The following is a 13,828-nucleotide window of genomic DNA, read 5'->3' as shown; positions in this document are numbered from 1 at the left end:
CCCCTCCGCCCTACGGCCCGGCAATCGACACCCCGACTGCGCCCCTACCCCCGGAGAACGGCCAACCGTGAAAACCGACACCCTTGGCGCCGCCTGGCGATTCGCAATAGTCGCGACCGTGTGCCTGCTGGCGGCCTTCGGAATGATCGCCGTATTCGGTCAGCTGCGCTTCGACCGCGAGACGATCTACCGCGCCGAATTCACCAACGTAAGCGGGCTGAAGGTCGGCAACTTCGTTCGCGTCGCGGGTGTGGAGATCGGCAAGGTCCGCAACATCGCGATCCGGGACAGCAAGATCGCCGTCGTCGACTTCGGCGTCAGCAAAGACGTCGCGCTCACGTTGGGAACCAAGGCCGTCGTTCGCTACCAAAACCTCACGGGTGAGCGCTATCTCGCGCTGCAGGAAGGCGCCGGTAGGCTGGCCGCGCTGCCACGCGGCGGCACGATTCCCATCGACCGGACCGCGCCGGCCTTGGACCTGGACGCGCTGATCGGCGGACTCAAGCCGTTGTTCCGCGCTCTGAACCCCGATCAGGTCAACACGTTGACACAGCAGCTCATCGGCGCCTTGCAAGGCGAAGGGCCGACGGTCGGCTCGTTTTTGCGCCAGACGGCGGTGTTCACAAGCACGCTGGCCGATCGCGACGCGCTGATCGGAGACGTCATCACCAACCTCAACACCGTACTAGGCTCGGTGAGCGATCAGAGTCGGCAGTTGGATACGGCAGTGAGCACGCTGTCCGATCTAGTTGGTGCGCTGGCGGCACGCAAGACCGACGTCATGGATTCGCTGTCGGCACTCAACACGTCGTCGGCGACCTTGGCAGACCTGTTCACCCAGATTCGCCCGCCCCTGACGAAGTCGGTGACCCAGGCCGACCGAGCGGCGGCAATCGTGGTGGCCGACCACGACTTCTTCCAAGACTTCCTGTCTCGATTACTGCCCACGTATAAACTGCTGTCCCGCCAGGGACTCTACGGCGACTTCTTCAACGCGTATATGTGCGAGCTGGTGCTCAAAGTCAACGGCAAGGGCGGTCAACCGACCTATGTTCGGGTGGCCAGTCAGACCACCGGGCGGTGTGCACCGAAGTGAAGAGGCCATCTGAGTACAACCCCAAAATAATCGGCGTGATCGGCACATTGACCGTGGCCGCCCTTGTCGCTCTGGCACTAGGCTTCAAGCACCTTCCGTTCGTGGACTCTGATCGGCGCTACACGGCCTACTTCGCCGAGGCAGCGGGACTGACCCCGGGCTCGCCGGTGCAGGTCGCCGGGTTCCGAGTCGGCGAGGTCACCGACGTCAGACTCGACGGACCCCGGGTGCTGGTCGAGTTCACCATGGAGGACAGCATCCATCCCGGTGATCGCACCGCGGCTGCGATCAAGACCGAGACCCTGCTGGGCACTCGGTTGGTCGAGGTGACCACACACGGCGACGGCCGCCTCGACGGTCCGATTCCTTTGCAGCGCACGACATCTCCCTATGAGCTTCCGCAGGCGCTCGGTGACCTATCTCAAACCATCGCGGGCCTCGACACCAACAAACTCAACGAGTCGCTGACCACACTGGCCGAGACGTTCAAGAACACTCCGGCTGACTTGCGGACGGCCGTCGAGGGCATCTCTCGATTCTCCGACACGCTCAACAAGCGCGACGAACGACTTCGAAACCTGTTCGCCGACGCCAACAAGGTCACCGGCGTGCTCCGAGAACGCAGTGATCAGATCGTGGGCTTGGTGAACGACACCAACTCGCTACTCGGCGAATTAAGCGGCGAAGCCACCACCCTGACTCAGTTGTCTGGGAATATCTCCGCACTGGCCCAACAGATTTCGGGGTTGGTGGCAGACAATAAGTCCACGTTGCGTCCGGCGTTGGAGAAGGTAAATGGTGTGCTGACGATGATCGACAACCGCCGCGACGACCTCATCAAATCGATTCACCTGATCAGACGATTCAGTTTGTCGCTCGGGGAGTCAGTGTCCGCAGGGCCATTTTTCCGCGAATATCTGGCGAACCTGGTGCCGGGTCAATTCTTTCAGCCGTTCATCGACGCCGCATTCTCCGACCTCGGGCTGGATCCCCACACGCTGCTGCCCTCCCAGCTGACCGATCCCCAGGTGGGCCAGCCGGCGACGCCGGCGCTGCCGGTCCCCTTTCCTCGCACCGGTCAGGGCGGGCCTCCGCGACTGACGGTGCCTGACGCCATCACCGGTAACCCGGGCGATCCGGGATGCGGTCCACCAGGTTTGCCCCTGCCGGGACCGAGCGGCTGTTACCCCTACCGCGAACCGATGCCCGCGCCGCCACCCGGGGGGCCGCCGCCGGGGCCGCCAGCTGGCTATGATCCCGCGGCACCGGCGGAGAACCTTCCGCCGCCCACGCCGGTCGAGGTCAATTCCCCGAATATGATTCCCGACTTCCCGCGACCGGGACCGACGCCATGACCCGACACAACGTCAGCCGCCCAACGGTCCGCATCGCTTTGGCCGTCACGCTGGTCTGCGCGTTGGTCGGCGGTGTCTGGCTGACCTTCACGGCAGTCCAACGCAGCGAGCGGATCCACGTAACGGCTTACTTCGCCAACACCAACGGCCTGTACGTCGGCGACCAGGTGCGCATTCTGGGAGTACCGGTCGGCGAGATCGAGAGCATCACCCCGAGCCCAAATCGCGCCCGGGTTACGTTCTGGTACGACGCCAAGTACACCGTCCCGGCCGGGGCCGGCGCGGCGATACTGTCACCTGGATTAGTCAGTGCACGCGTTATCCAGCTGACGCCGCCGTACACCGGCGGCCCCAAAATGGCTGACAACGCGACCATCGCCCAGAGTCGCACCGCCGTTCCGGTCGAGTACGACGACCTCCGAGAGCAACTGGCCAAACTCAACCAGACACTGCAACCCACGCAAACCGGCGGCGTCGCTCCCGCTGGGCAGCTGATCAACACCGCCGCCGACAATCTGCGCGGGCAGGGCGCCCAGATCCGCGATGCGCTTACCAAACTCTCCGAAGCGATCTCAGCAGTCGGAGATCACAGCGGAGACATTGGGGGCACGGTCAAGAATCTGTCGGTGCTGGTCTCCGCGCTGCAGTCGAGCAGTGACGTGCTGGCGCGCCTCAACGGCAACCTAGCGACTGTCACCGGCTACATCGCCCAGGATCCCAAGGCGATCGGCAACGCGGTCCGTGATCTGAACACCGCACTGGCGGACGTGCAGACATTCGTCGCCGATAACCGCGAGACCCTTGGCACGACAGTCGACAAGTTGACCTCGCTGACGTCCGCGGTAAAGACCAGCCTTCCCGATCTGAAGGAAGTGCTGCATGTTGGGCCCAACGCATTGGCGAACTTTGCCAACATCTACCGCCCAGCAGCCGCCGCGATAGGAGGCAGCTTCGCGTTGGCCAACTTCGCCAGCCCCATCCAGTTCATCTGCGGCGCCATTCAAGCCGCATCCAAACTCAACTACCAACAATCGGCCAAGCTGTGCGTGCAATACCTGGCACCGATACTCAAGAACCGGCAGTACAACTTTGCCCCGATCGGCACCACGTTCGGCCTTGGCGTGATCCCGATCCCGTTGGGTCCCCTCATTCTGCCGATCCCGGTTCCCATCGTCGGGGCGGCAGCACGTCCGAACGAGATCACCTACAGCGAGGACTGGCTACGACCCGATTATCGTCCGGCTACCCCGCCGCAAGCGGTGCCCCAGCCGGACGGCGCCGCGCCACTGGCCGCCGAACAGACCCAACCCGGGGCCGCTCGGTCAGGGCCACCGGCCGCAACACCTGGGGCCGTGGCCGACGAACCCGCCGCCCAGACCCCCGCGGCTCCATCCGCAGCTGGAGCCGGATCATGATGCCGCTGCGGACACTTCACCGTCTCGCGGCCAGTCTGCTCACCGTCGTGACGGTGTCGGGGTGTGCGTGGCACGGCCTGAACTCGCTGCCACTGCCAGGTACGGCCGGCGGCGGACCGGGCTCCTTCGAGATCAAAGCCCAGATACCCGACATCACCAACATCGAGCCCAACTCCAGAGTCCGGGTGGGTGATGTCACGGTGGGAAACGTCACCAACGTCGCGGTCCAAGGCTGGCATGCGTTGGTGACGATGCGCATCGACGGCGACGTCGACCTCCCCGCCAACGCCACGGCGAAGGTCGGGCAGACCAGCTTGCTCGGCTCCCTGCACATCGAGCTGGCGCCCCCCACAAATGCGACACCGCAGGGCAAGCTCACCAACGGCGCTGTGATCCCGCTGTCGCGAGCAGGAAGCTACCCGACGACAGAACAGACGCTATCGTCGTTGTCGCTCTTGCTCAACGGCGGCGGTCTTGGCCAGCTGCAGGACATCAACGAAGCACTGACCACGGCATATGCAAACGGGCGCGATGCCGATATGCGTCAGCTGTTCGAGCAACTCGACAGGTTCACCGCCAACCTCAACGACCAGACCGGTGACATCATCCGGGCCTCTGAAAGTATCAACGGCCTGGCCAATCAGTACGCCAATCAAAAGCCGGTGATCGAGAACGCACTGCGAACGATTCCCGGCGCTTTCAAAGTACTCGCCGACGAGCGCGACAAACTCGTCGAAACTCTCGACAAGACCGGCAAATTGGCCGATCTCATGAACGCCACCATCGGGCCGACGAAAGACGCTCTGGTGCGAGAGTTGCAGGACATCGGGCCGGTGCTGGAATCCTTGGCCAACGCCGGCCCCTCGCTGACCCGGTCTCTGGTCCAGTTGGGTGCGTATCCATTCAACATCTACAAGCTGCCCAAGACCCTGCGCGGTGACTACGCCAACCTGTCAGTGATCCTCGACCTGACCTTGAACCGCATCGACACCAGTCTCCTTACGGGAACCCGATTCGAGGGCAACCTCACCGAGCTAGAGATGCAGTGGGGCCGCACCATCGGCCAGATCCCAGCCCCGTACACCTCGGGCAATCCGCTAGTCGTTCCCTACCACCTGAATCAGGGGTCATAGCGTGCACCTGGAACGATCGATCAAGATCAGGTTCGCGGTGTTCGCGGTCATCGCGGCGATCTCCATGACGGTCCTGACCGTGGGATACGGCCGCGTCGGCACATCGTTGTTCGGGGCCGACCAATACACGGTCATCGTGCACTTACCGGAGGCAGCGGGCCTCTACGCACGTGCCAACGTGACGTATTCGGGCAGCACCATCGGACAGGTGGAAGACGTCACGCTGACGCCGACGGGCGTCGAAGCTCGCTTGCGGCTCAAATCGACATACCAGGTCCCCGCACAGTCGACCGCGCAGGTTCACAGCCAATCGGCCATCGGTGAGCAGTTCGTGGCCCTGGTGCCCCGCAATCCGGACTCGCGGCCGCTGCGCGACGGCGACGTCATCACCGATGTGACCATCCCCCCCGACATCAACGCTCAACTCGACCTGACCAACCGGGCACTTCTTGCGGTGCCGAAAGGAAATCTGAAGACCCTGGTCGACGAAAGTTACACCGCACTAGGGGGCTTGAGTCCCGAGCTGTCTCGTATCGTCGACGGAGCGAACAATCTCGCCATAGACACGCGCAACAACCTGGCCGACCTGACCAACATCATCGACAACTCCGGCCCACTATTGGCTTCGCAGGTGCAGTCCTCGGATGCAATCACCGCCTGGGCCGCCCACCTTGCCACCATCACTGGTCAGCTCAAGGACCACGACGACGCGCTGTCCGGTGTACTCCGGAAAGGTGGCCCGGCAGCTGACGAGGCACGAGCCCTGCTCGACCGGATCAAACCGTCAGTGCCGGTGCTCTTGGCCAACCTGGTCAGCCTCGCAGACGTGGGGATCGTGTTCAACCCGAACATCGAACAAACGCTCGTCCTCTTCCCCCAGGCGACGGCCCAAATCGGCGCGGTCGCCGTGCCCAACCTAAATACCAAGCAGCCCTACCACGGCGCCATGGAGCAGTTTGCGCTCAACCTGAACCTGCCACCGCCATGCAGCACCGGGTACCTGCCGCCCAGTCAGCGCCGCACTCCCGCTGAAGTGGATGCGCCACCGCGGCCCGAAGGCGACCTGTACTGCCGGATACCGCAGGATGCGCCGTTCAATGTCCGTGGGGCCCGGAATATTCCATGTGAAACCAAGCCGTGGAAGAGGGCGCCGACGGAGTGGATGTGTGAAAGCGATCAGGAATACGTGCCCCTCAACGACGGCAATAACTGGAAGGGCGATCCGAACGCGACAATGTCCGGCCAAGACGTCCCCCAGTTCCCGCCCGGGGTGGTATCCCCCAATCGGCAGGTACCCGTCTCTCCCGGCGGCGCTCCCCCACCGGCGACACCACCGACGGCGTTGGGGATCGCCGACTACAACCCCGTCGACGGAACGTACCTCGGTCCCGACGGTCAGGTGTACACCCAGACCGACCTCGCCGTGGGAGCCCGGGCCCCCACGCTGCGGTCACTGCTAGCTCCCGCCGCTCCCTGAAAGTTGAAGAGTCACAACATGAGCACCCGACGACGACTGGGAGCGGCCGCATCCAAGCCATTGACCGCGGTCGGAGAATTCTTCGCCATGTCGGCCGAAACCCTGTTGCTGATGTTTCGGCCACCATTCGCCTGGCATGAACTGATCCGGCAGGCGTGGTTCGTGTCTCGGGTGGCGATCGTTCCGACCATCATGCTCGCGATCCCCTTCACGGTCATGGCGGTGTTCGTGATCAACATCCTGTTGATCGAGATCGGCGCCCAAGACGCAGCTGGCAGCGGGGCTGCACTCGGCGCTGTCACCCAGATCGGCCCTATGGTTACGGTTTTGGTCGTAGCCGGTGCAGGTGCCACGGCAATGTGCGCCGATCTCGGCGCCCGCACGATTCGCGAAGAGATCGATGCGATGCGCGTGCTGGGCATCGACCCCCTCCAACGGCTCGTCGTCCCGCGGGTGGCCGCGGCAACGATTGTCGCGATCCTGCTCTCCCCATTGGTGACAACCGTCGGGCTCGTCGGAGGATTCGCCTTCTCGGTATTTCTACAGAACGCCACCCCGGGAGCCTTCGCCGGCGGACTCACACTCCTAGTGGGACTTCCCGAGGTGATCATCTCGATCGTCAAATCGGCATTGTTCGGTGTCACCGCCGGGTTGATCGCGTGCTATAAGGGGTTGTCGGTAGGTGGAGGTCCCTCGGGCGTCGGTAACGCCGTCAACGAGACAGTCGTGTACTCCTTCGTCGGTCTGTTCGTCATCAACCTCATCGTCACCGCGGTCGGCGTTTCGGTGACGGCATGACGGTCAGCCACCCCAGCCGCCTGTGGCCGCGGGCCGCCCGGGCCCGGTCGCGAGTGACCCAGAGTTGGCAGCGGCTGGGCACACAGGCGGAATTCTATGCAAAGACACTGCTATCCATCGGTGACGTATTCAGACGCTACCCCGCTGAACTGATCCGCGTCATCGCCCAAATGGGTTTGGGTACGGGCGCACTCGCACTGATCGGCGGCACAGTAGCGATCGTCAGCATTCTGACGTTCTCAGCCGGCGCGCTGATCGCCGTCCAGGGTTACCACTCGCTGTCCAACATCGGCATCGAAGCGTTGACCGGCTTCGTTTCCGCCTACGTCAACGTCCGGCTCATCGCTCCCCTCATTGCCGGCATCGGCCTGGCCGCCACGATCGGAGCTGGCGCCACCGCTCAACTCGGCGCGATGCGAATCAACGAAGAGATCGATGCGCTCGACGTCATCGGAATCCGCTCCATCGCCTACTTAGCGTCGACCCGTGTGGTCGGAGGCGTCATCGTCGTACTTCCCTTATATTGCCTCGCCGTGTTGATGGCGTTCCTTGCCGCACGCCTGGGCACGACCGCGATTTACGGCCAGTCCAGCGGGGTGTACGACCACTACTTCTATACCTTCCTCAACCCGGTGGATCTCGCGTGGTCGTGTATGACCGCCGTGGTCATGGCAATAGTGATCATGTTGGTCCACACCTACTACGGGTTCAACGCGTCCGGCGGCCCGGCGGGGGTCGGTGAGGCCGTCGGACGCGCAGTGCGTACATCCATGATCACCTCCGTAACAGTGGTGCTCGGTGTCACGCTGGCTATCTACGGCCAGTCGCCGGCGATCAACCTGTCCGGCTAGACCCGATGCCCGAATCCGACCCAGACCAAAGGACCGTCTTTGCCCGCACCGACCACGCCGAGGAGCCCGCTGATGCACTTCCAGCCCGACGACATTCCAAGCCTCACCCCGGATCACGGCAGTGGTGGTATGCGCTCGATCCGCGCTGGCGCCACCAACATGGAGATCGGGTACAGCTGGTGTCGCACCCCGGTCGACACCGGACCGTTCTACAAGGGCCTTCCCGACGACACCTGCCCCTGCGATCACTACGGCTACGTGAAGTCTGGGTCTTTTCGGGTGATTTATACCGACGGCTCACAGGAACTGATCGAGGACGGCTCCGTGTACTTCATCCCGAAGGGACATCACTTCATCTATGACGAGGCGTGCGAACTGATCGAGTTCAACCCCCACGACCAGTTGCAGCAGTTAATGCAGCACTTCAACGTCGAGCTCGCCAAGGTCGCCGAGGAAGGCGACGTGGACTCCTACAAACCGAAGCGGTGACAGGCCCGGCGAGAGAGCGTGGCGCGCTCAGTAATGGCCCACCGGGGCCTCGGTGCTCAACGCTAATTGCCATCTCCACCGACGAGCCATCGTCGCCGTGATGTACGACGCAGCCCGCCGATTGTCGACACGAGGTAGGCATCAGTCACACTGAGCACTCCCATGCTGATGCGGCGCCACGTAAGTCTCTGAATGACACCGCAAGTCATTCAATTCGAGCGTGATTTCGAATTCATATACAACAGTCCGGTCTGAACGAAGGGAGCCCTAGGTGATCCTCGATCGGTTGCGATCGTGATCGGCGCAGGAAGAGGAATCGGTCGAGGCGTCGCCGTCGCCCTCGCCCCCTAGCCCGCGCAACTGGATGCAGGCTTCGAGCAACGCTGTGTAACCGTGTACCCGTCCGCCCGACAGTTGGCCTCCGCCGGTACTGATCGGCAGCTCACCGTCCAGGGCAATGCGCTGCCCCCCTTGCAGGAACAGTCCCGCTTCGTTGCGCGGTACGAGCCGGAGCGCCTCGAGCCACCGGACCGCGTAGATACTGAAACCGTCATACACTTCAGCGATATCAACGTCACCGGGTGTCAAATCCAAACGTTCCCACATTATCTCGGCGCATGCTTGGAATCCGCTGGCGGTCCCAATGGCCTCGATCCGCACCGCGCCGGGCCACGCACAAGGACGCGCGCGAGAGATGACGACGGCCATCGCACCGTCCACTGGTACATCACAGTCGTAGATGCATAGTGGGTCGGAAATCGTCCTCGACAGTCATCGGCTCCCGATACACCCGGATTGGCGGCCGCGTTCGACCGCCCGACAACCGCAATTTGCGCGAATTGGTCACGACTGGAACCGCTCTCATGCATGTAGCGTTGCATGGCCAACGCACCGTAGGTCGAGCACCCGGCACCGTAGGGCTTGCCCCACGACATCGCATCACGGGTGGAGGCGCTTACTAAGGATTGACGGTCACCGGCTATCTTCTGGGTAGTCGACTCCCACACACAGCGAAAACATGAAACGTGCGAAGCTAGTCCGGCGGCGACCGCCAAGACGGCGCTGGCGACCGTTCCCAATTGCCCCGGCATCTCGTTACCCGCGTTGTGCCATCGCAGATTCAATCCCAGCATCGTTCTGAGGTCCTCGGTGCCGGCGCCGGCGATAGCCGGCGTCGAACCGACTGCGCCTAGATAGCTGGAAACCCTGTCGATGTCCGCCCGGTTCAACCCGGCATCGTCAATGGCCTCGAGGGGCAGCGTCGAGCGCGAGCCGGCGGGGATCGATATCAAGACGGCGACCAATCGAGGACCGACCGATACCTGAAATTACCGCAAGGTCCTCAGCCTTCATTGAGTGAACACCGGTGCTCAGGCTTCGCCTGCTGGTTCGAACGCGACGTGAACCTCCATCCCGACCGTCGGATTCTGACAACCGACTAATGCGCTAAGCAACCGGAGTCCGGGCTGTTCTTCCAGTTCGATCAGCGCCAACACGTAGGGCGGCTCGCGCTGCGGGCCCACTGGTAGCGATTGATGGTAAACGAATGGACAACACCGCGCCCGCTGATCGGCGCCCCACGATATGGCCACTCAAGCATCGAGGACATACCAGCGGCGGCGGATGATGCCATGTCCGGCAATCCTCACAGCGTGCAATCCTCAGTTCTTGTACCGGTCCTCACTCCCAGAAGTCGCACGAACTATCAGTGACCGTCGGAGCCGGACGGGTTGTCATTTGTCGTCTTTCGCAGGGCTGAAGAACCCACGCGCAGAAAGTAATTCGACGACGTGGTCGGCCTCGGTGTGGAACAGGTGGGCGAACTCCCGCTCGGCGGTTTCTCCTGCGCGTATTGCGATAGCGTGCATGACTGCACGCATACCCCGCTTGTGTATACGATCGGAGCCGGGAACTTCTGCGAAGTAGTTCCCAGGAATGATGCTGCCCGTAATTACGCGTGCCATCGAGACGACGCGGCGAGAACCTGCGGCCAGCACCAAGTGCCGCAAGAACACGTTGTTGCAATCCCATAGTTCATCGGGGTCACTGGTTTTCTGAAGCGCCTTATTGACTTCGGCGAGCTGAGCGATCTGTTCGTCGGAACCACGTTCCACTGCGCGACGTGCGCAGAAGCCATAGAACATCCCGATCAACTCGAAATGATCGTACGTCGAGTTCTCGTCGAGACCGATGACGAAGGCTCCCCGGTGCGGTTCGGCGGCCAACCAACCCTCGCTGGCTAACGCGATGACAGCCTCCCGCACGGGCACCCGGCTCACCCCGAGGTGCGCTGCGATCTCGTCTTGAGGAACACGGTCGCCCGCTTCGAGTTGGCGCTCAAAGATCATTCGCCGTATGTGCTCTGCCACCTGGTGGGCGCTTGTGAACCGTAGGGGCGCGGCTGAACGCGTCTGAGCGAGCGTAGTTATCGCGCTTTCCTTCTCCTTAACGTGACCTCCTGCGAAACGCACGTTGGCGGGCCTTAAATGCATCGACGGCATTCGCGTCGTCGCGCATAGACCCTGCGGCAAGATTATATACTTGATACATCATTTGTTGAACCACGAAATGACATGCGGCCACGCATGCTTACCGACAGACCCTACGCCCAGCGTATCGTCGCCGAGACGGCCAACAGGCGAACGGCCAACCGCGGCACAGGACCCGGTAGTGGGAATAGCGGACCCCTGAGTCGTGTGGGCAGCGGTGCGCGCGCAGCCCTAGACCACTGGAGCCGATAGTGACACGGTTGCCGCGCCGCGGCTCCGAAGCTGGCGCGCGACACCATACTCAGGCCGGCTCAGCCGGGGGACGGCTGATCCCGAATTTGGGCACCGGTTCCGCTGTGATCCCGTCAGTCGGCGATGACGGCCAGGCCGTCGGTGAGTACCACGTCGGTGCCACGGGTGGTCTGAAATCCAAAGGTTTTCTGTCCGTTGCCTGGTCACTGCAGGATGCCCACCGGACAGACCAAGCCAGCCCCCCGGCGTACTCAAGAGGAGCGCAGCGCACACACTCGCGCGCTACTGCTTGATGCCGCCATCGACTGCATCGTCGACTACGGCTACGCAGGAACGACCACGCCTCGAGTGGCCGAGCGTGCCGGCGTGACGCTGGGCGCCCGCGGGCATCACTTCGGATCGAAATCCAGCGTGCTCGTCGCGGCGATCCAACACATTGCGGATCGGCGGATCGAGGAGGCGCTGCTCGAGGCTCCACGTGTGCCCTGGTGTTAGAAAGCTCTGCGCGGCACCCGGGTTTGCATGCCACCTATCTTCCCGAGAACGTCGCGCTAGACCATTGAGCGGCCGCAATGTCTCACGCACATTCAGCGCTTGGATGGCTGGCGCCACGACCGAGATACCCTTGCCGGCCACGGTGTTCATCGGGTCACCCGCGGTGACCCACTTGCTGACGTCCGAGGCAGCTCGAAGGGATCCAGCAGATAGCCCTGGTGGGGCCCGCCAGCTAAGAACGCCAACGGGATATCGTGGCCCATCGCGGCCGACGGAGCCATTAGGTTCTCATAACCCGCGGTGGTAACCCCTATCGTCGCCGTTGCCCAGGTCAGTCCGGACGATGGTCCGACAATCCAAACCACCGCACTAGCGTCGACAGAACCCTGGTGAGCCTCATGTCCAGCCTCGATCGTCCAGTTGCCGTGTGATCAAACCTGCACACATTCGTAGGCCCGACAAGCGGCATCCCGCTAGCCCGGTGGGGGTTGGTAGCCTGCGGCTGAGTTGCGCAGCTGCCATATCTCGGCAGGGCACAGAAGGTTAATCGCATACGAGACAAGGTAATTGGCCGCAAACTCGTCGTTGGGAATCACGTCGCGTTTCACATCGCCCATTACTTGACCGTAGCTCTGGCCTCCGCTGACCTTGTCACAGATACGGTGGCCGTACTCGATGGCTTGGTCAGGGTTGTCAAAGTTGTAGTGGCGCCGCACCATTACGTCATAGGTGTATTCCACTTCCGGCGCTGGCGCGGCATGCGCCCGTGCGGCTAGCGCCGGTGTGGTATCGCCGAGTCCAGCGGCAACGACGACAAAGCCGATGAGCCACTTTCGACGCTTGGCCGCTGATGCCCGAGTGCGCTTGCACCGGTGTAGCAGACGCGCGCCGATCGGTGTCCTATCTCTACACGTGCCGTGCGTACGCTCGAGGCCGTCGCACGGCTTCGAGCCAGGGTTGGAGTTCATGTCATGTTCGCTAAACATGAAGCGATGCTTAGGTTCAACGGCTTCGTCTATTGCGGCGGGTAGGCGGGTGGCGGGCTTACCCCGCGCAGGATCCAGGGCAGCCAGTCGAGGCCGTGTTCGAGCTCGTCGCTGACGTCGTAGTCGGGGCTGGGACCAACGGGAACGTTCTCACCCTGGGTGTTGACCGGCTGCGCTGGCCGCCCGTAGACGGCGACCACGACGGTGCGATCCAGGCTGTTCAATGACCACACGCCGATTTGGCTGTTGGCGCAGTTGGACATGATCGCGAAATCTGCGGGGTCGTGATACCAGCGGTTGATCAACTCGATGCCGCTGATGGCCAATGCGGGGTTGACCGCCACGGTTTCGGCCACCTGACCGTGGTAGCCGGCCGCATTGGCGCGGTCTTGCGGAGTCGACCCGTCTGAGCCGATATCACCGTCGAGGGCCCGGTTGTTCAACACATCTTCGGTGTGGCGCTGGGCGGCGAGCTGCAGTTGCGGGTTGGGCCTTACGTCGTTAGTGCAACCCGCCTGATGCTGCATAGTGAAGACATTGGAGACCACGCCGTCATTGAGGCGCTTGTTGTTCGGTATGAGCGTGTTGTTGTCGTTATCCGCATGTGCCGGCGTGCCCAGTAGCGCGCCTGCGCCGACGATCACCGAAGCAGCAACGGCCAGCCCTCGACACTTCACGATCGTCTCCCCTATGTCGGTCCGTGACGGCCGACGGCTGGTAGTGGATGCAGCTGCCAAATCAGTGCGGGGCACACTTCGCTCACCGCTTGGTTGACCAGATACTGTGCCTGGAATTCATGGTCGTGTTGAAATTGGTCTTCACGGCGCCGACAAGCTGCGCACAGGGGCGAGATACCGCAACATCGGCGGTGGGAAAGTTGAAGCCTGGCAGCACGGCCCGGAACTAACTGTCCACCGATCAGCAACCGGTCCACCTCGAGGTGAACGACCATCCCGAGAATTCCCCTATCTGCTGATATTTCAGCGTTCTAG

At 62.6% G+C, this 13,828-nt stretch carries 14 protein-coding genes and 2 pseudogenes; 9 read left to right on the top strand and 7 right to left on the bottom strand.

What is annotated here, in order from left to right; all coding sequences use genetic code 11:
* The 8 genes from A5760_RS10995 to A5760_RS10960 form a co-directional block, all read left to right on the top strand.
* Positions 1–1,096, top strand: a 1,096-nt coding sequence (locus A5760_RS10995) for an MCE family protein (RefSeq protein WP_419538236.1), incomplete at its 5' end; no start/stop codon positions are given.
* Positions 1,093–2,451: an MCE family protein gene (locus A5760_RS10990; protein WP_064880568.1), complete on the top strand. Its 1,359-nt coding sequence runs from the start codon at positions 1,093–1,095 to the stop codon at positions 2,449–2,451. The genes A5760_RS10995 and A5760_RS10990, both read left to right, overlap by 4 nt.
* Positions 2,448–3,866 (top strand): MCE family protein, encoded by a 1,419-nt coding sequence (locus A5760_RS10985; RefSeq protein WP_064880556.1) that lies wholly within the window; start codon positions 2,448–2,450, stop codon positions 3,864–3,866. Before A5760_RS10990 ends, A5760_RS10985 begins: the two co-directional genes overlap by 4 nt.
* A complete protein-coding gene (locus A5760_RS10980) occupies positions 3,863–4,999 on the top strand; it encodes an MCE family protein (protein WP_369815583.1) in 1,137 nt (378 codons plus the stop codon). The genes A5760_RS10985 and A5760_RS10980 overlap by 4 nt, the downstream gene beginning before the upstream one ends.
* Before the next feature lies 1 nt (position 5,000).
* Positions 5,001–6,476 (top strand): MCE family protein, encoded by a 1,476-nt coding sequence (locus tag A5760_RS10975; RefSeq protein WP_082279427.1) that lies wholly within the window; start codon positions 5,001–5,003, stop codon positions 6,474–6,476.
* A gap of 18 nt (positions 6,477–6,494) precedes the next feature.
* A complete protein-coding gene (locus A5760_RS10970; protein ID WP_064880552.1) occupies positions 6,495–7,274 on the top strand; it encodes an MlaE family ABC transporter permease in 780 nt (259 codons plus the stop codon).
* The gene (locus A5760_RS10965; RefSeq protein WP_064880550.1) at positions 7,271–8,125 is read left to right on the top strand and encodes an ABC transporter permease; all 855 of its coding nucleotides are present in this window, start codon (positions 7,271–7,273) and stop codon (positions 8,123–8,125) included. The genes A5760_RS10970 and A5760_RS10965 overlap by 4 nt, the downstream gene beginning before the upstream one ends.
* A 72-nt stretch (positions 8,126–8,197) precedes the next feature.
* A complete protein-coding gene (locus A5760_RS10960) occupies positions 8,198–8,614 on the top strand; it encodes a hypothetical protein (RefSeq protein ID WP_064880548.1) in 417 nt (138 codons plus the stop codon).
* 267 nt (positions 8,615–8,881) lie between these two features.
* Here the strand turns inward: A5760_RS10960 and A5760_RS10955 are convergent, their stop codons facing one another.
* From A5760_RS10955 to A5760_RS10950, 4 genes and pseudogenes are all read right to left on the bottom strand, one after another.
* Positions 8,882–9,322, bottom strand: coding sequence for a thiolase C-terminal domain-containing protein (locus tag A5760_RS10955; RefSeq protein ID WP_155764293.1), 441 nt, complete (start codon positions 9,320–9,322; stop codon positions 8,882–8,884).
* A 662-nt stretch (positions 9,323–9,984) separates the two neighbouring features.
* Positions 9,985–10,206, bottom strand: coding sequence for an OB-fold domain-containing protein (locus A5760_RS27770; RefSeq protein WP_082279426.1), 222 nt, complete (start codon positions 10,204–10,206; stop codon positions 9,985–9,987).
* Positions 10,207–10,213: 7 nt separating this feature from the next.
* Positions 10,214–10,279, bottom strand: a pseudogene (locus A5760_RS27765) (zinc ribbon domain-containing protein); the annotation flags it as partial.
* A 68-nt stretch (positions 10,280–10,347) separates the two neighbouring features.
* Entirely contained in the window at positions 10,348–11,043 is a 696-nt protein-coding gene (locus tag A5760_RS10950; protein WP_269199177.1) for a GntR family transcriptional regulator, read from the bottom strand.
* A gap of 525 nt (positions 11,044–11,568) precedes the next feature.
* On the opposite strand from A5760_RS10950, the gene A5760_RS26110 reads away from it, so the two are divergent.
* On the top strand, positions 11,569–11,850 hold the full coding sequence (locus tag A5760_RS26110; protein ID WP_082279425.1) for a TetR/AcrR family transcriptional regulator: 282 nt from the start codon (positions 11,569–11,571) through the stop codon (positions 11,848–11,850).
* A gap of 105 nt (positions 11,851–11,955) precedes the next feature.
* Here A5760_RS26110 and A5760_RS26985 read toward each other — a convergent pair.
* The 3 genes and pseudogenes from A5760_RS26985 to A5760_RS10940 all read right to left on the bottom strand — a co-directional run.
* A pseudogene (locus A5760_RS26985) lies at positions 11,956–12,206 on the bottom strand (hypothetical protein); the annotation flags it as partial.
* A 117-nt stretch (positions 12,207–12,323) separates the two neighbouring features.
* Positions 12,324–12,674 carry a DUF732 domain-containing protein gene (locus A5760_RS10945; RefSeq protein ID WP_064880562.1) on the bottom strand — a complete coding sequence of 117 codons (351 nt, stop codon included), beginning with the start codon at positions 12,672–12,674 and terminating at the stop codon, positions 12,324–12,326.
* 191 nt (positions 12,675–12,865) lie between these two features.
* Positions 12,866–13,513, bottom strand: a complete 648-nt coding sequence (locus A5760_RS10940; protein ID WP_155764292.1) for a CAP domain-containing protein — start codon at positions 13,511–13,513, stop codon at positions 12,866–12,868.
* Positions 13,514–13,828 lie beyond the last annotated feature (315 nt).

Origin of the sequence: Mycobacterium colombiense, assembly GCF_001665835.1 — a bacterium.
Lineage (GTDB): Bacteria > Actinomycetota > Actinomycetes > Mycobacteriales > Mycobacteriaceae > Mycobacterium > Mycobacterium colombiense_A.
The sequence above is the reverse complement of the archived record's forward strand: the minus strand, read 5'-3'. Positions and strand labels throughout refer to the sequence as shown.